The 17,407-nt window shown below is 72.6% G+C and carries 14 protein-coding genes; 7 read left to right on the plus strand and 7 right to left on the minus strand.

Annotation, left to right across the window (positions count from 1 at the left end):
* The first annotated feature begins 326 nt into the window (after positions 1 to 326).
* Positions 327 to 2,129 (plus strand): glycosyltransferase family protein, encoded by a 1,803-nt coding sequence (locus AOM04_RS11315; RefSeq protein ID WP_062464904.1) that lies wholly within the window; start codon positions 327 to 329, stop codon positions 2,127 to 2,129.
* 66 nt (positions 2,130 to 2,195) lie between these two features.
* Here AOM04_RS11315 and AOM04_RS11320 read toward each other — a convergent pair whose 3' ends face one another.
* Complete coding sequence (locus AOM04_RS11320; RefSeq protein ID WP_169816441.1) at positions 2,196 to 3,227, minus strand: lysylphosphatidylglycerol synthase domain-containing protein; 1,032 nt, start codon at positions 3,225 to 3,227, stop codon at positions 2,196 to 2,198.
* A gap of 24 nt (positions 3,228 to 3,251) precedes the next feature.
* Here AOM04_RS11320 and AOM04_RS11325 point away from each other — a divergent pair, with 24 nt between their 5' ends.
* From AOM04_RS11325 to AOM04_RS11340, 3 genes are all read left to right on the plus strand, one after another.
* The gene (locus AOM04_RS11325) at positions 3,252 to 4,178 is read left to right on the plus strand and encodes a sulfotransferase (protein ID WP_062464906.1); all 927 of its coding nucleotides are present in this window, start codon (positions 3,252 to 3,254) and stop codon (positions 4,176 to 4,178) included.
* 153 nt (positions 4,179 to 4,331) lie between these two features.
* Positions 4,332 to 4,892: a hypothetical protein gene (locus AOM04_RS14635; RefSeq protein WP_156160716.1), complete on the plus strand. Its 561-nt coding sequence runs from the start codon at positions 4,332 to 4,334 to the stop codon at positions 4,890 to 4,892.
* Positions 4,889 to 7,585 carry an LGFP repeat-containing protein gene (locus tag AOM04_RS11340; protein ID WP_062464909.1) on the plus strand — a complete coding sequence of 899 codons (2,697 nt, stop codon included), beginning with the start codon at positions 4,889 to 4,891 and terminating at the stop codon, positions 7,583 to 7,585. Before AOM04_RS14635 ends, AOM04_RS11340 begins: the two co-directional genes overlap by 4 nt.
* 20 nt (positions 7,586 to 7,605) lie before the next feature.
* Here AOM04_RS11340 and AOM04_RS11345 read toward each other — a convergent pair whose 3' ends face one another.
* From AOM04_RS11345 to AOM04_RS11355, 3 genes are all read right to left on the minus strand, one after another.
* A complete protein-coding gene (locus AOM04_RS11345) occupies positions 7,606 to 8,793 on the minus strand; it encodes a glycosyltransferase (RefSeq protein WP_062464910.1) in 1,188 nt (395 codons plus the stop codon).
* 77 nt (positions 8,794 to 8,870) lie between these two features.
* A complete protein-coding gene (locus AOM04_RS11350; protein ID WP_062464911.1) occupies positions 8,871 to 9,842 on the minus strand; it encodes a glycosyltransferase family 2 protein in 972 nt (323 codons plus the stop codon).
* 64 nt (positions 9,843 to 9,906) lie between these two features.
* On the minus strand, positions 9,907 to 11,682 hold the full coding sequence (locus AOM04_RS11355) for a hypothetical protein (protein ID WP_062464912.1): 1,776 nt from the start codon (positions 11,680 to 11,682) through the stop codon (positions 9,907 to 9,909).
* Positions 11,683 to 11,764: 82 nt separating this feature from the next.
* Between AOM04_RS11355 and AOM04_RS11360 the strand changes: the two genes are divergently transcribed.
* The gene (locus tag AOM04_RS11360; protein ID WP_228373699.1) at positions 11,765 to 12,727 is read left to right on the plus strand and encodes a glycosyltransferase; all 963 of its coding nucleotides are present in this window, start codon (positions 11,765 to 11,767) and stop codon (positions 12,725 to 12,727) included.
* Between the two features lie 24 nt (positions 12,728 to 12,751).
* Here AOM04_RS11360 and hisC read toward each other — a convergent pair whose 3' ends face one another.
* Positions 12,752 to 13,852 (minus strand): histidinol-phosphate transaminase, encoded by a 1,101-nt coding sequence (hisC, locus tag AOM04_RS11365; RefSeq protein ID WP_228373700.1) that lies wholly within the window; start codon positions 13,850 to 13,852, stop codon positions 12,752 to 12,754.
* Between the two features lie 37 nt (positions 13,853 to 13,889).
* On the opposite strand from hisC, the gene AOM04_RS11370 reads away from it, so the two are divergent.
* The gene (locus AOM04_RS11370) at positions 13,890 to 14,276 is read left to right on the plus strand and encodes a phage holin family protein (protein ID WP_062464915.1); all 387 of its coding nucleotides are present in this window, start codon (positions 13,890 to 13,892) and stop codon (positions 14,274 to 14,276) included.
* Here AOM04_RS11370 and AOM04_RS11375 read toward each other — a convergent pair whose 3' ends face one another.
* Both AOM04_RS11375 and AOM04_RS11380 read right to left on the minus strand, forming a co-directional pair.
* Positions 14,277 to 15,593 carry an alpha/beta hydrolase family protein gene (locus AOM04_RS11375; protein WP_062464916.1) on the minus strand — a complete coding sequence of 439 codons (1,317 nt, stop codon included), beginning with the start codon at positions 15,591 to 15,593 and terminating at the stop codon, positions 14,277 to 14,279.
* Positions 15,590 to 15,793: a hypothetical protein gene (locus AOM04_RS11380; protein ID WP_062464917.1), complete on the minus strand. Its 204-nt coding sequence runs from the start codon at positions 15,791 to 15,793 to the stop codon at positions 15,590 to 15,592. The genes AOM04_RS11375 and AOM04_RS11380 overlap by 4 nt, the downstream gene beginning before the upstream one ends.
* A gap of 124 nt (positions 15,794 to 15,917) precedes the next feature.
* Between AOM04_RS11380 and purB the strand changes: the two genes are divergently transcribed.
* Positions 15,918 to 17,333: an adenylosuccinate lyase gene (purB, locus tag AOM04_RS11385; protein ID WP_062464918.1), complete on the plus strand. Its 1,416-nt coding sequence runs from the start codon at positions 15,918 to 15,920 to the stop codon at positions 17,331 to 17,333.
* The last annotated feature ends 74 nt before the right edge of the window (positions 17,334 to 17,407 follow it).

The raw sequence follows: 17,407 nt of genomic DNA on the forward strand, positions 1-17,407 counted from the left end.
TTCGCTTGTGCCTCGCACGCTGCCGCGCGCCTTGCATAGTCGGCTCCACAGTACCCGAGCGTGAGCACGGGACCCGTGGCGACGGACGCTGCCGGAGGCCGGCCCGGGGCATCGGGCACGTGCGGGAACCACCGCGCCCGACGGGGCGTTGGAGCGGCGCCGGGCCCCGTGGCCCGCGCGTGCGTGTCAAGTATCGTTGCGCACGGAGCCGGACGATCCTGACCGGCGCCACCGAGTCGGCACGCCGCCGGGGTCCCCGCCCTCGCCGCCGAGAGCGCCGTCACCCAGAGAGGACCCCCATCCGCATGCACCCGACGACGTTGGCCATGCCCACCGGATTCCGCGCCGGCTCGCGACCGACGCCCGTGCCGGCCAGCCGCTGGTGGTGGGCGATGGCGGTGGTGTCCGTCCTGCTCCTGGTGATCGTCATGATCGTGGTGGCGCAGACGGCGTGGGCGCCGCGCACGCCGTGGGACGAGAACGGCATCTTCGAGCTCGCGCGCATCCTCGCCGGCCAGTCCGGCGTGCCGCCGATGGCGTCCAACGGCTACTACCCGGGCGCATCGGTCGTCATCGCGCCGCTGTACTGGTTCACGTCGGACCCGACGGTGGTCTACCCGGCCGCGAACTTCATCATGAACGTCATCGCGGTCGCGACGGTGCTGCCGCTCGTCGGGATCGCGCGCCGGGTGGGCCTCAACCTGCCCCAGGCGATCACCGCATCGGCCATCACCATGACGATGCCCGCCTACACGGGCCTCGCCGACTACGTGCTCGCCGAGCAGCTGCTGGGCTTCCTCATCGTGCTCAGCCTCTACACCGCGATCCGCTTCTGGGAGCGTCCGCGCTTCTGGTGGGGCGCCGCGCTGCTCGGATCGTCGCTCGCGACGCTCTTCACGCACCCGCGCGCGCTGTCGCTCATCGCCGCGCTGGCCATCTGGCTCGTCGGCGTGGTCGTGCTGGACAAGCAGCGGCGCCGGGGCGCGGCCCTCATGCTGGTCGCGCTGCTGCCCGCCGCGTACATCACCAAGTCGGTCGCGGACAGCCTGTCGACCCTCGTGACGATCGGCGGCTTCGCGCAAGGCAGCAGCATCATCCGGAACCTGGTGCACTTCGATCTGGCCGCGATGTCCCGCACCATCTTCATGCAGTCGTGGGGCCAGCTGCTCGGCACGATGGGCCTGCTCGCGTTCGGCGCGATCGTGCTGTGCGCGTGGACCTACAACGAGGTGGTGCGCGAGCGCCGGTTCGGGCCCGGCGTGCTGATCTTCGGCGTCACGCTCGCCGGCGCGATCATCTCGTGGAGCTACTGGGCCAAGCCCGGCGTGTTCACCTACCCCGACGGCGTGCGCTTCGACCCCTACGTGTACACGCGCTACATCGCGCCGTTCGTGATCGTCGCGGTGCTGCTCGGCATCAGCGCGCTGCTGCTGCGCATGTCCCGCGCGATGGCGATCGCCGCGGTCGCCGGCACCGCGGTCGTGTCGCTCATCACCACGTACGTGTTCGCAGACTCCGTTCCCATCTGGGGCTCGACCTACGGTCCCGGCAACATCTCCGCGCTGCGCGCGTGGCAGGGGCTGTGGCCCACCGAGGAGCACCCGATCCCGCTCACGCCGACCCTCGGCAACGGCAACCGGTTCTGGATCATCGCCTCGCTCGCGATGCTCGCCGCGCAGATCCTCATGCTGGTGCTGCGGCGGTGGCCGCGGATCCTCGGCGGGACGATGATCGCGGGCTTCGGCTACTACGCGATCCTGTCCAACCCGACGCTCGAGCGGAACGCCCCGCAGCGCATCGCGGGCGGCATCGCGACGATCGAGAAGGTCACGGGCGAACCGGTCGACTCGATCTCCTTCGACATGTCGTGCGACCCCGGCCCCAACGGCCGCCCGACCACGCTCAACTGGCTGGGCTTCTGGCTCGCGCCGACGGAGATCGACCTGTTCAACCCGAGCAAGGGCGAGGAGCCGCAGGACGAGGTCGTGGTCTCCTGCACGAACCAGGGCTTCGCGGAGACGCACGACGCGGCGACCATGGTCGACGCGGACAACTTCAACTACACGGTGTTCGTGCTGCCGGGCACGACCCAGGACGAGGTGGTCGCCGCCGGCGACGCCACGCGCTGACCCGCGCGCACCGACAAGGAAGGCCGCCACCCGTCGGGGTGGCGGCCTTCGTCGTACGGGAGCGGCTCAGCCGGCCGGCGCGTCGACCTCGGGCTCGGCGGGGGCCGGCGGCGCGGGACGGCGCGGGACGCGCTCGAGGACGTACGCGACGAGCCAGAAGAGCACGTCGACCGCGGCCGACCACACGCGGCTCACGAGCACGACGAGCGCCGCCGTCGAGGCGGGAAGCACGATGAGCAGCAGCGCCATCTGCGTGGCGTCACGCGTGCCCAGCCCGCTCGGGACCAGCGGCGTGAGCATGCCGACCACTCCGGAGAACCCGAAGGCGCCGATGAGGAAGAGCATGTCCGACGACTGCACCTCGGGCGCGACCGCGCGTGTCATGAGCGCGAACGCGGCGCCGGACAGCAGGGCACCGAACGCGTAGAGGCCGAGCGCCTCGCTCACGAGCCTCCACCCCACCTCGACGGGGGTGCCGCGCTTGAGGATCTTGAGGCCGAACGCGAGGAGACGGTTGAAGACCGGCGGCGCCATCGCCACGAGGCCGAGCACGGCGCCGATCGCGACGACCACGCGGAAGAAGGGCGACACCTCACCGATGCGCGGGTCGACCGCGAGCATGAGCAGCGACACGGTGCCCACCGCGACCACCTGCGCGGCGGCCTCGACGAGGGTCGAGACGGCGAGCTTGGACTTCGAGATGCCGTGCTGGGCCGCCATGTAGATCTTGCCCGCGATCCACGGCACCGTGCCGGGCACGTAGCGCGCGAGCCACGCCTTGGCGTAGATGTCCGACATGGTGCGGAAACGCGGCAGCTCGTGCGCGCCGAGCCGCGTAAGGACGCGCCTCCACACGATGACGCCCAGGTAGCGGAAGCCGAGCGCGATGACCGAGGCGAGCACCAGCCAGCCCCAGTTGACGCTCGCACCCTCGAGCGAGGCCCAGTCGACGGTCGCGATGAAGTAGCCGAAGGCGGCGATGATGAGCAGGTAGAAGGCCCACCGGATGATCACGGAGCGCATGCGGCGAGGCTTGCGCGGGGCGGGCTGCGGGATCGACTCGGCGTCGGTCGCGCTCTGCTCAGGCTCTTGATTCACGCCGTTCACCATAAACTGTCCGGCATGCGTCCGGTCGACTTCTTCATCGTGGGCCAGCCCAAGTCCGGTACGACGGCGCTGGCGACGTTCCTCGACGAGCACCCCGAGATCGCGGTGTCCGTCCCCAAGGAGCCCGGCTACATGGCCTCCGACCTGCGCGAGGAGAGCCTGCGCGTGCACGGCGACCTGCGCAAGATCCAGGTCCCCGACCAGCGCGCGTACGAGGAGTGCTTCGAGTCCGCGGCCGACGGTCAGCTCACGGGCGACGCGTCGACCTGGTACCTGTTCTCCCGCAACGCCGCGACGGACATCAAGGCCCACAACCCCGACGCGCGCATCGTCGTGATGCTGCGCGAGCCCATCTCGATGCTCGCGTCGCTGCACCGCCAGTACGTCAACGAGACCGTCGAGGACATCACCGACCTCACCGAGGCCGTCGCCGCCGAGGAGGACCGCAAGGCGGGCCGCCGCGTCCCGTCGCGTGCCCCCGTGCCGTCGCTCCTGCACTACCGCGACCGCGTGCGCTTCCGGGAGCAGATCGAGCGCTATCACGCCGCGTTCGGCAAGGACGCGGTGCTCGTCGCCCTCAACTCGGACCTGCGCTCCGACGCGGACCGCCTCTACGGCGACATCCTGGCCCACATCGGCGTCGCCGACACGGCGTTCCGTCCCGACTTCCGCGGCGTCCACGAGTCCAAGTCGGCCCGGTCGCCGCTGCTCAACCGCATCGCCCGCTCCGACGTGGTCAAGGTGCCCGTCCGCAAGCTGCTCGGCCAGCGTCGCTACACGGAGCTGCAGAAGAAGGTCGTCGAGCCCGCCCTGATGACGGCGGCCGACCGCATCCAGGTGGACCCCGAGCTCGAGGCGGCGCTCAAGAGCGAGCTGGTCGACGAGGTCCGCTACGTCTCCGAGCTCACCGGGCGCGACCTCGTGACGGAGTGGGGTTACTGATCCGCCTGCGTGGGCGGCGTCTGTGACGTCGCTCACGATGCCCCACGCGCCGCCGCGCCTCGCCTGAGGACGCGTCGCGCGCGCTTAGGGTCGCTCATGCATGAGGCAGGTTCGGGCGATCCGCCCGATCCGCGTCACGGATGGGAGCAGTGCATGAGGCGCATCGGTTGGGCCAAGGCAGTCGCGGTCGGGGTGGTCGCGCTGTCCGCGGCGGGCTGCACCTCGCACCCGACCGACGGGGCCTCCACCACGCCCGCACCGAGCGGCGCCCCCTCCACCTCCGCGACGGCCGCCGCGCCAAGCACCCCGCAGGCGTCCGCGAGCCCCAGCGCCACGGCATCGTCCGTGGCCACGCCGAGCGACGGCCCGAGCGCCTCCCCGTCCCCGTCCGCCTCCGCCTCCGTCTCCGCGCAGCCGCGCGCGACCGTCGACGTCACCGTCACCCGCTTCGGGGTGGTCGACGGCCAGTTCCTGGTGGGCGGGGTGGTCGACGGCGTCGCCGAGGACGGCGGCACGTGCACCGCGACGCTCACGTCGGGCGGGGAGACCGTGACGCTCACCGGGGCGGGCGCGATGTCCGCCTCCACCACGGGCTGCGGCGAGGGACTCCAGATCGACGCCGCGAGGGTCTCGGGCACGTGGTCGCTCACCCTCGCCTACGTGTCGGGCGACGCCGAGGGCACGTCCGCCGCCGTCGAGGTGGACGTCCCGTGACCCGGCGCATCGTCGCCGCGCTCGTCAACGCAGGGCTGTTCGCGGGGCTGCTGACCTCCGGCATCGTCGGCGGCGCCGCGCCCGCCACGGCCGTGAGCGCGACCACGTTCGACCCCGGCATGATCATCACCGACTCCGCCTTCTACGACTCGAACGCGATGACGGCCGCCCAGGTCCAGACCTTCCTCGACAAGAAGGTGCTCACCTGCCGCGAGGACCTGAGCACGGGACCCAACGACCCCATCGTGTGCCTCAAGGACTACACGCAGAAGACCACCGCCAAGAGCGCCGACGCCTACTGCAAGGGCTACTCGGCCGTGACGCAGACGGCGGCCCAGATCATCAACGGCGTCGCGCGCGCGTGCGGCGTCAGCCAGAAGGTGCTGCTCGTCCTGCTCCAGAAGGAGCAGGGGCTCGTCACGAACACCTACCCGAGCCAGTACCGCTACACCAAGGCGACCGGGTTCGCGTGCCCCGACACCGCCGCATGCGACACGCAGTACGCCGGCTTCTTCAACCAGGTCTACATGGCGGCGCGCCAGTTCAAGAAGTACCGCGCGAACCCGAACTCGTACGGCTACGTCGCGGGCATGACCAACTACATCCAGTGGAACCCGACCAAGAGCTGCGGCGGCTCGTACGTGACGATCAGGAACCAGGCGACCGCGGGGCTGTACATCTACACGCCGTACCAGCCCAACCAGGCGGCCCTCAACGCCGGCTACGGCTCGGGCAACTCGTGCTCGTCGTACGGCAACCGCAACTTCTTCCTCTACTACAACGACTGGTTCGGCTCCGCACCGCCCACGGCCGCCGACCTGGTCGCGGCGGACTACCTTCAGCGGGGCGGCGAGAGCAAGCTCGGCACGGTCGTGTCCGGGCCGGTCACGGTGGGCAAGGGCGCGTACCTGCAGACCACCACGGGCTACCTGTTCGTCGACCCCGACGGCGACTCGACCTTCATGGGCTCCGACTGGCGGATCACGCCGCTGTACTGGGACGCCGGGGGCCCGTCCGGTTCGTGGGGCTGGCCCCAGGGCGACCGCACCGCGAACGCGGAGGGCTGGAGCTACCGGTTCGAGCAGGCGGCCGGCTTCGGCATCGGCGGCGCCCCCGTCGTGCTCACCGGCGCGATGTACACCTCTTACGCCCGCCACGGTGGGGAGTCCTCGCTCGGCATCCCGGTGGGCCGCGTCGTGAGCCCCACCGGCGGCAGCTACATCGCGCTGGAGCGCGCCTATGTGTACGTCACGACGGCGGGCAAGGTGACGTTCCAGGGCGCCTCCTGGAGCATGACCAAGACCTATTGGGCCAACGGCGGTCCCACCGGCGCGTGGGGCTGGCCGCTCGGCAGCCGGTACTCCGTCTCCGGCGGCTGGGCGCACCCGTTCACGAACGCGATCGCCTACGGCGTCGATGGCGCGGTCCGCATCGTTGACGGCGCCATGCACGATGCGTGGGTCGGCCACGGCGGCGACGGCACGGTCGGGATCGCGGTCGCGGACCCGATCACGTCGGGTGACGGCACGTACCAGGAGTTCACGCGCGGGCACCTGTTCCTTCCCGCGGCGGGAGGCTCGGTCTTCCTGGCGTCGGGCTGGCGGGTGCCCAAGACGTACTGGAAGTCGGGCGGCCCGACAGGGTCGTGGGGATGGCCCGTCCGTGACCGCGCCACGATCTCCGGCGGATATCGCTTCGACTTCACCCACGCGACGGTGTGGGCCGTCGAGGGGAAGGTGCGCATCCTGCAGGGCGCGATGTACGACACGTGGCTCGCTGAGGGCGGCACGACCACGCTGGGTGCCGCGATCGCGAACGCGCAGTCCACCGCGGGGGGGAGCTACCAGCACTTCTTCAAGGGCGACCTCTTCGTCACGTCCGGCGGGAGCGCGACCGTGCTCAGCGTGAAGTCGCCCGTCACCAGCCTGTACTGGGACGCCGGGGGCCCCGACGGGCTCTGGGGTTGGCCTCTCGGCGACCCGGTCACGGTCGACGCCGGGGACCGCTACGAGTTCGAGCACGCGACGGTCACGGTCGTCGGAGGCGCGGTCACCGTGGCCTCGACCCCGATGTACGACGCCTGGAGCGCGCGCGGCGGCGCCTCGTCGCTGGGCTCCCCGATCACCGCGGCGGTCACCACCGCGGCTGGGACCTATCAGCGCTTCGCCAACGGCGACCTCTTCCTCGACTCGTCGGGCGCATCGGTCTACTACGGTGCGAAGTGGCGCGTGCCGGTCATGTACTGGAAGGCCGGAGGCCCGGACGGCTCGTGGGGCTGGCCGCTGAGCAACCCGGTCCGAGTCTCCGGGGGGTCCCGTTTCGACCTGAGCCACGCGACCGTGTGGTCCGTGAACGGCAAGGCACGCGTCCTCACCGGCGCTCCATACGACGCGTGGACCGCCGCGGGCGGGGAGCGCAGCATGGGCACCCCGACCACGAACGCCGTCACCGCCGGCGGCGGCACCTACCAGCGCTTCACCAAGGCAGACCTCTACCTCTCCCCGAACGGCAAGACGGTGCGGTTCGGCTCGAGCTGGCGCATCACGGCGTCCTACTGGAACAACGGCGGGCCCAAGGGCGCGTGGGGATACCCCACCCGCGACCGCGTCGCGATCACCGGCGGGTACCGGTTCGCGTTCGAGTACGCGACCGTGAAGATCGTGAACGGCAAGGTCACCGTCATCAAGAAGTAGGCCCGGGGGCGGGCCCGCCGTCAGGCGCGGGCCTGCTCCGTCTCGCCGGCGACCATCACCTCGGCGTAGCGGCGCGCGATGGCGTCCCACGTGAACTGGTCGAGCGCGCGCTCGCGCGCCGCGGCGCCCATGGCGAGCGCCCGGTCGCGGTCCGCGGCGAGGTCGGCGATCGCATCGGCGATCTGGGTCACGGCGCGCTCGTCGACGAGGTAGCCCGTCACGCCGTCCTCGATGATGTCGGAGATGCCGCCGCTGCGGGTGCCGATCGCGGGACGGCCCGCGAGGGCGGCCTCCACGAACACGAGGCCGAAGGCCTCCTTCCAGCCCGCCTCGGTGGTGTGGGAGGGGCCCACGAGCGCGTCGTTGCGGGCGAGGATCGCGGGCAGCTGGTCCGGCGTCATCCATCCCAGGAACGTGACGTGGTCGCGCAGGTCGAGCGCGTCGACGAGCGCCTCCAGGTCGTCGCGCATCACGCCGTCGCCCGCGATCTCGAGCCGGGCCGCGACGCCGCGGGCGCGGGCCTCGCCGACCGCACGGATCGCATCGTCCACCCCCTTGCCGTCGGCGAGCCGGCCGACGAACGCGAGGCGCACGGCGTCCGAGGGCGGAGCGGGGGTCGGGTCGTAGCGGTCGACCGTGCCCATGGGGATGACGGCGTAGTCGTCGCGCTCGTGCAGCTCGCGGCACGCCGCGAGCGTCGCCGAGCTGTTGGCGACCACGCGGTCCGCGTGGCGCAGGGTCCACGCCTTGAGGCGGCGGGACAGGCCGCCGGTGAGGGTGAAGACGTCGGCGCCGTGGACCACGATGACGGTGCGCGTGCCCGTGAGGCGCGACGCGGCGACCGCGGCGAAGCCCTGCGGCACGAGCCAGTGCGCGTTGACGACCCCGGCGGACCGGCCCGCGCGCACGGCGGCAGCCATCAGCGCGACGGTGTACGCCCCGCCCTTGACCTTCGACAGGAGGCTCGGCTTGAAACGGCCGTAGGCGATCGACTGGCCCGACCGCGGCCACCAGTAGGTGAACCGGCGGATCTCGACGCCGTCCATCGTCTCGGTGCGCGCGGCGCCCGGGAAGTCCGGCACCAGCGCGGAGACGGAGGCGAAGTGGTCGCCCAGGTGCTGCGCGAACTCATGAACGAACGCGGGGACCTCGTCGCCGGGCCACCGCGGATACGTCGACGCGAGCACGACCAGGCGGTTGGGATCCACCGCTCGATAGTAGGCGGGCCCTCGCGAGGGGGTCAAAGGACGGGACGATGCGCCGGGCGACGGTGCCGCGACGCCCGTCAGGCCACCTCGGTGCGCTCGGCCGCCGGGTGCACCGGGCCGTACTGGCGCTCCTTCTCCCGCTCGAGCATCTGCTCGGTGAGGATCCGGTTGGTCTTGTTGAGGTCGGACAGCACGCCGAGCGCCACCGACAGCAGCGCACCGATGAGCAGCAGCGTGCCGAGCATGAGCGACTGGAAGTGGTTGCCGCCGTCGCCGATCGCCAGCAGGATCGCGTAGCGCACGAACGGGTAGAGGCCGATGAGCCCGAACACCGTCGCGAGCGACGCGAAGATGGTCCACGGCTTGAACATGATGTACGAGCGCAGGATCGCCTGGCCCGACTTGATCATGTGCTCGAACATGTTGTTGAACAGGCGCGACTCGCGGGTCTTGGCGTTCGTGTCGATCTCGACGGACTCGATCGCGAGGCGCTTGTTGCCCGCCTGGATGATGGTCTCCATGCAGTAGCTGAACTGCGTGACCACGTTGAGACGGTAGATCGAGTAGCGCGAGTACGCGCGGAAGCCCGACGCGGCGTCCGGCAGGTCGGTGCCGGCGGCCTTGTTCACCACCCACGACCCGAAGCGCTGCATGACCTTCTTGAAGGCGGAGAAGTGCTCGATCTTGTGCGTCTGACGGTCGCCGATGACGATCTCGGCACGCCCCTCGAGGATCGGGCGGACCAGGTCGCCGATGCGCTCCTGCGGGTACTGGTTGTCGCCGTCGGTGTTGACGACGATGTCCGCGCCGTTGGCCATCGCGTAGTCGATGCCGTCACGGAACGACTGCGCGAGGCCCATGGGACGGGCGTGGCGCAGCACGTGCGCGCCGAACTCGCGGGCGATCTCGCCGGTGCGGTCGGTCGAGCCGTCGTCGATCACGAGCAGCTCGATCTCGTCGATGCCGTCGATCTGCGAGGGGATGGAGGACAGGACCGTGGCGAGGGTCTCCTCCTCGTTGAGGCAGGGCACCTGGACGATGAGCTTCACGCACACCAGGGTAACCGAGCGCGCACCGCTCCCCTCCTGCGCGGCCGGGCGACGCGCCGCGGGCTCAGCGCGATGGGTCCGGCACGCGCAGCCCGTCCGCCACCGGGCCGGGCCGCACCCACAGCTCGCTCCCGTAGGCCAGGGAGCCGGGCACCGGGGTCGCGTCCAGGGACGATGCGCCGGGCCACCCCTCGCACGCGACATAGAGGTCGTAGCGGGCCAGGTCGGGCGACCCGTCGGCCACGCCCTCCATCACGGCCGGCACCAGCCACCAGCCGAAGTAGTTGCGGCTCACCGGACCGCGACCCGCCGACGGCGCGCAGCCGGTCACGTACGCGACCCTGGTCTCGGGGTGCTCCGCGAGGACGGCCCGCGTCTCGGCCACCGGCGCCGGCACGCGCCCCTCGGATGCGTGGAACCGGTCGGTGGCCGGGTCCGATGCCACCGAGGCCGCCGTCGCGAGCAGGCCCGCGAGGGCCACGGCCGCGAGCGGGCGGCGCCGCAGCGCGAGGACGAGCGCGAACGCGGCCGCCGTCGCGAGCGATGCCCACAGCCACATGCGGTTGGCGTTGCCGAGCGTCGGCAGCAGGTGGAGTCCCTCGTCGAAGCGCTCGGCGGGCAGCAGCCCGAGCCACGGCGCGAGCCCCGGCACGTGCGCGACGGTGACGTATCCCCACGTGGAGGCGTACGGCGCGGCGGCGAGCAGCGTCGCCGTGACGATGAGCGCGCCCGCGGCGGCGGCCCACGCGTGCACTCGCCCCGGGACGCGCCGGATCAGCAGCGCGAGCGCGAGCGCGACCACGAGGGTCGCGACCGGATCGAGGTAGCGGCCGTAGATCCATCCATCGAGGCGCCGCCAGTCCTCGGCGTACAGCACGGCAGGGTCCGCCCACGACAGCACCGACACGAGCACGGACGCGACGATCGCCCCCGCCAGCCACAGCGCCGGGTCGGGCCGGCGACGGCGCGCGGCGCCCCACGCCGCCTGCGCGACCGCGACGGCCCCGACCGCGACGAGGCCGAACGTCCCCACCAGCTGCGCCCACAGCTGGCTCGCCAGCACCCGGAGCATGAGCAGCGGAGCCGGGTCGCTCAGCGCCGCGAGCAGGCCCGTGCCCTGGGTGGGCACGGCGTCCATGACGGCGAGGTTGAGCGCGACGCCGAGACCGTGGACGGCGAGGCCCGCGACCACGAGGACCGCGAGCCCCGTCGCCGCGGAGCGCCGGTCGCGCCGCAGCAGCAGCACGAGCCAGACCAGCGTGACGGCCACGAGGGCGAGCGCGCGCAGGTGCACCAGGTACGTCGCGGTCGCGGCGAGCGCCAGCATCGTGGCGCGGGCGGGCGTCGGGCGTTCGTGCAGGCGCTGGACCGCGAGCGCGAGGCACACCACGGCGAGCAGCAGGAGCCGTTCCGACAGCGAGAAGGCGGCCTGGACGGCGACCGCGGGCATCGCGAGCACCACGCACGCCACGGCGTACGCCTGGGATCGGGCGAGCCCGACGCGCCGGACCAGCGCCGCGAGCGGGAGGACGGTGGCCGCCGACACGACGAGACCCACGACGAGCGACGCCATGTAGAGCGTGGTGGGGGTCGAGGTGAACCACCACAAGGGCGCGATCACCAGCGCCCACCCGGGGAAGTAGCCGGCGCCGATCACGAGCGAGTGGTCCTGGCCGGCGAGCAGGCGCGACATCTGCAGCAGCGTGACCTCGTCGTACGGGAACACCGGCGTGGTCGCGCCCCACAGGAGCAGCACGTGGGCGGCGAGCGCGACCGCCGCGGCGGCGAGCGCCAGCGCGGTCCAGCCCCGGGCAGCGGCCGGCATCATGGTGGGCTCCACGCCGCACACCCTAGGGCCGACGCCGCCGCGACGCCCGCCGGGTCCCGGGGGCGGGCCCGCGGGACCCAGGTAGCCTTGTGTGGTGATTCACCCGTCCTCGACGCTGGCGATCGTCATCGTCACGTTCAACCGCTCCGCGCTTCTCGACGAGCTCCTGCGCAGCGCGTCGACCATGGCGACCCCGGCCGATCGGATCGTCGTCGTGGACAACGCGAGCTCCGACGACACGCCCGCGGTGGTCTCCGCGTGGCAGGACCGGTTCCCGGCCGGGATGCTCGTCAACCACCGCCTCGAGACCAACACGGGCGGCGCCGGCGGCTTCTCCGAGGGCACGCGCGTCGCGCTCGAGCACGGCGCCGACTGGGTGTGGCTCATGGACGACGACGTGGAGATCCTCCCCGACGCGCTCGACCGCCTCGGCCCGTGGATGGCCCGCTTCCAGGTGATCCACGGCCGCCGCTACGACGTCGACGGCACGCCGTTCTACTGGCAGGCGAAGTTCAACCAGTTCCTCGGGGTGCCGCTGCCGTACTCCGTCGGCACGTTCAACACCGACGGCTACGCCGTGACGAACTCGGGCACCTTCGAGGGCATGCTCATCCACGCCGACGTGGTGCGGCGCATCGGCCTGCCCGACCCGCGGTTCTTCATCTCGTGGGACGACGCGGTCTACGCGTGGCTCGCCTCGCTCGAGACCACGGTGGTCTACGTCGACGAGTTCGTGCTGCAGAAGAAGCGTCAGCAGAAGCAGATCAACCTGGGCCTGCGCCACCTCAACGACTCGAGCGCGCTGGCGAAGTACCACGTCATGCGCAACCGCGCCTATGTGGGCCGGTACTTCGAGGCGCACGGGCGGCTCAACCGGCTCGGCTTCGGGCTCGGCACGGGCCTCACCTTCGCCAAGGAGGTGGTGCGCCTGCTCGCGGTCGAGCACACGCTCAAGGGCTCCGACGCGCTCGTGCACGGGTGGCGCGACGGCCGCCGCATCTGGGCCGACAAGGCCTGGACGCCGATGCCGCCGCTCGCATCGCGCGCCGACGCCTGACAGCGCCGGGGACGATGCGCGGGCTCAGGCCCGCGCGCCGCCGTACGTCGCGATCCGGGCGAGGAACGCATCGTTCTCCGCGGCGTGGCCGATGGTGACCCTCACGCCCTCGCTGGCGAACGGGCGCACGAGGATCGCCGGCTCCGCACCGCCGAGGTGCGCGACCAGGTCGCCCGTGGCGTCGCCGATCCCCAGCCACACGAAGTTGCCCTGCGAGTCCGGGACGCTCCAGCCCTGCTCGCGCAGCGCCGCGAGCACGCGGGTGCGCTCGGCTACCACCTCGGCCGCGCGCTCGAGCAGCTCGTCGCGCGCGTCGAGCGACGCGATCGCGGCGGCCTGCGCGGGGCCCGACACGGAGAACGGCGTCACGCACGCGCGCACCGGGGCCATGAGCGCGGCGGGGCCGACGGCGTAGCCGACGCGCAGGCCCGCGAGGCCGTACGCCTTGGAGAACGTGCGCAGCAGCACGAGGTTGGCGAACCGGTCGAGCGACGCGGGGCCGTCCGCGACCGCGTCGTCGCGCACGTACTCGACGTACGCCTCGTCGAGCACCACGAGCACGCGGGTCGGGACCGCGGCCATGAAGGAGTCGAGCTCGGCCTGTGTGAGGATGGGGCCCGTCGGGTTGTTCGGCGAGCACAGCATGATGACGCGGGTGCGCTCGGTGACGGCGGCGATCATCGCCGGCAGGTCGTGCCGGGCGTCCGCGGTCAGCGGGATCATCACGGACTCCGCGCCGGCGATGCGGGCGAGGATCGGGTACGCCTCGAACGAGCGCCACGCGAACATCACCTCGTCGCCGGGGCCCGTGTACGCCTGGAGCAGGTGCGCGAGCACCGCGACCGAGCCGCCGCCCACGACCACGTCCGCGGCGTCGCGGCCCACGTGCGCGGCGATGCGCTCGGTGAGCTCGGCCGCGCCCATGTCGGGGTAGCGGTTGATGCCGGCGGCGGCGGACTCGACGACGCCGACCACGGAGGGCAGCGGGCCGTGCGGGCTCTCGTTGGAGGACAGCTTCACGGGCGGCGCCGCGTCGGCGGCACCCCGGGCGCCCGGCACGTACGGGGGCAGCTTCGCGAGGGCGGGACGGGGCGTGGGCAGGTCGGCGGGGCGCGCGTCGGACATGGGAGACAGCATGGCACCGCGTGGAACAATGACGCACATGCGCTTCGTCCTCGTGTCCGCGATCACCGCGGTGGCCGTCTGGGTGGTCACCCTGCTCCCGCTCGACGTCGTGGTCGAGGGAGGCGACGCCGGCCCGTGGGCCCGCATCGGCGTGTTCCTGCTCATCGGCGCGGTCATCGCGCTCGCCAACGCGTTCGTCAAGCCGATCGTCGACGTGCTGTCGCTGCCCATCAAGATCCTCACGCTGGGCCTGTTCGCCCTGGTGACCAGCTGGTTCATGCTGTGGTTCAGCGCGTGGCTGACCACGCTCGTGCCGTGGGCCGAGCTCACGCTAGGCGCCTTCTGGGAGACGCTGCTCGCGGCGCTGCTCATCAGCATCGTCACGGCGATCCTCACCGCGATCGTGCCCGGCGCGCGCCGCTGATCATCCCGCTCCCGTCACCGGCCGGTAGGTGGTGACGGTCCCGGCGCCCCCCGCCAGCATGGGGCGCGCGCCGTCCACCCACGCACGCGTGGAGTCCGACACGCCCTCGTCGACCAGCCGCGCCGTCGCCTCGTAGCCGCGGATGCCGTGCGCCTGGGCGACCGTGCGCGAGCCGTCCGGGGAGTCGGGCCGGGTCGAGCGGCGCCTGTCGTGCGAGACCGTCACGCGCGTGGGGGTGGCGGGGTTGGCGCGCCCGTCGAGCCCCGGCACCAGGTCGCGCGTGTTCTCCAGGTGCAGCGCTCCCACCGACGCCGGCAGCGCGAGCCGGCCCGTGGGCGCGCCCGCGGTCACCACCTGGGTGACGCGGTAGCGGCCCGCGAGGGCGGCGGCGACGACGGTCGCGATGATCCCGCCCTGGCTGTGCCCCGCGATGAGCACGGGATCGTCCGGGCCGATGCCCTCGGCCGCCATCGCGTCGACCACGGCCCGGGCCGCGTCCGGCCAGCCGCCCGTGACCGCGGCGAGGTCGGCCTGCGCGTCCGCCGTGTTGGCGTCCGTGATCCCCCAGTCCTCGGTGCCCGGGACGTAGACCAGGTGACGGGTGCCCGTGCCGTCGCGCACGGTCTCGATCGCGACCGAGCCGTCGCCGAGCGACTCCAGCCACGCGAGCCGACGCATGACGTCCGCCACCGAGTCCGGCGCGCGGTCGCCCGCCGTCCCCACCGCCTCCACCGTGCGGTAGCGCGGCTCCGCGGCCTCGGCGAGCGCGACCGCGCGCGCGAGCGCCCGCGCCCCGGCGTCGAAGCCGGGCCCGGAGAGCAGCCCCTGCGCCGTGTCGCGCCGCGCCAGCGCCGTCGTGGGCGGCAGCCCGATCGCGTCGAGCCCGAGCGGGGTGCCGGCGAGCCTGCCGGCGCCGGGCAGCGCGGCGAGCCGCGCGCGGGCCGCCGCGCCGTACGCCCACGCCACCGTCCCGAACCAGTCGGCGACGCCCTCGAGCACGCCGCGGGCGTCGATCACCGGCGCGCGGGCCGCCGCCTCCGCCTCGAGGTAGGCGCGGGCCGTGCCGAGCAGCGCCGTCGCGAGCGCGCGCATCCCGTCGGCCTCGCGGGACGATGCTGCGGCCGCGTCGAGCAGCCCGGCGGCGGCCGGTCCGGCGCGCGGATCCCACGCGACCGTGCGGCTCGCCACCCCGAGCAGCCGGGCGGCACGCTCGAGCTCCCCCGCGGCGTCGACGAGCGCACCCACCGCGGCCTCGAGGTCCTCCACCACGGCGACGGTGCCGCCCGCGCCGCCCGCGGACCAGATGGGCTCCGTCACGGCGGCGGCCCGACGGCCGCGGAGGCCGCGTCCACGTGCCCGGTCAGGGCGGTGACGCGGGCCGCGGCCTCGTCGAGCCGCGCCGTGTAGACGCGCCCGTGGACCCCCTCCCACCGCACGCGACGCGCGGCGACGAGGCGCGCGTGGGCGATCGCGAGCGCGATGCGGGCCTGCGCCACGAGGGCGGCGATGTCATCCATGACGGGACCGTAGGCAGGACGGGCCGCGGGGCGCCCTGGTGACGGCCCGATCTGGGGAGGGCGCGCATCGTCCCCGGGGCCGGGGACATCGGCCGGAACGGGCGCCGCGCGTGCGTGGAACAATGTGCGCGTGACCGACTGGACCTCCCTCGCCTCCCTCTCGCCCGCGATCGCGCTCGGCCCGCTCGACGGCCGCTACCGCGGCGCCGTCGCCCCGCTCGTGGACCACCTGTCCGAGCCCGCGCTCAACCGCATGCGCCTCCACGTCGAGGTCGAGTGGTTCATCCACCTGTGCGAGACGGCCGCCGTGCCCGGCACGCGCGTGCTCACCGACGACGAGAAGGCGCTGCTGCGCGGCATCCCGGCAGGCTTCGACGCGGCCGGCATCGCCGAGCACGCCGCCCACGAGCGCGTCACCATCCACGACGTCAAGGCCGTCGAGTACCTCATCAAGGACCGCATCAAGGGCACCTCGCTCGAGCCGCTCGGCGAGCTCGTGCACTTCGCGTGCACCTCCGAGGACATCAACAACCTGTCCTACGCGCTCATGGTCAAGGGCGCCGTGCAGGACGTGTGGCTGCCCGCCGCATCGTCCCTGGTGAACGACGTCGCCGACCTCGCGCGCACGGCCAAGGCCGTGCCGATGCTGTCGCGCACGCACGGCCAGACGGCCACCCCGACCACGCTGGGCAAGGAGTTCGCGGTGCTCGCGCACCGCCTGGGCCGCCAGCTGCGCCGCATCGACGGCCAGGAGTACCTGGGCAAGATCAACGGCGCCACGGGCACCTTCGGCGCGCACACCGCGGCCGTCCCCGAGACCGACTGGATCGAGGTGTCGCGGACGTTCGTCGAGGGCCTCGGGCTCACGTGGAACCCGCTCACCACGCAGATCGAGAGCCACGACTGGCAGGCCGAGCTCTACGCCGACGTCGCGCGCTTCGGGCGGATCCTGCACAACCTCGCGACGGACGTGTGGACGTACGTGTCGCTGGGCTACTTCGCGCAGGCCGCCGTGGCGGGGGCGGTCGGCTCGTCCGCGATGCCCCACAAGATCAACCCCATCCGCTTCGAGAACGCCGAGGCCAACCTCGAGATCTCCGCGGCGCTGTTCGACACGCTCGGCGCGACCCTGGTGACGAGCCGCCTCCAGCGCGACCTCACCGACTCGACGTCGCAGCGCAACATCGGCGTCGCGTTCGGCCACTCGCTGCTCGCGATCGACAACGTGCGCCGCGGCCTCACGGCCCTCACCGTCAACGAGGCGGCGCTCGCCGCGGACCTCGACGCGTCGTGGGAGGTGCTCGCGGAGCCCATCCAGTCCGCCATGCGCGCGGCCTCGATCGCCGGCGTACCCGGCATGGAGAACCCGTACGAGCGCCTCAAGGAGCTCACACGCGGCCAGCAGATCAACGCCGAGGCGATCCGCACGTTCGTGGGCGGGCTGTCGCTCGAGCCGGAGATGGCGGCGCGCCTCGAGGCGCTCACGCCCGGCTCGTACGTGGGCCTCGCCGAGACGCTGGTGGACCGCTTCCTGGGCTGAGCCCTCTCTGCGCGATTCGCTCAGCACGGTTTCCCATCCGACACGCCTAAGTCGGGGGCACGATGCGCGGGTTC

This window comes from Demequina soli (assembly GCF_000971195.1).
GTDB lineage: Bacteria > Actinomycetota > Actinomycetes > Actinomycetales > Demequinaceae > Demequina > Demequina soli.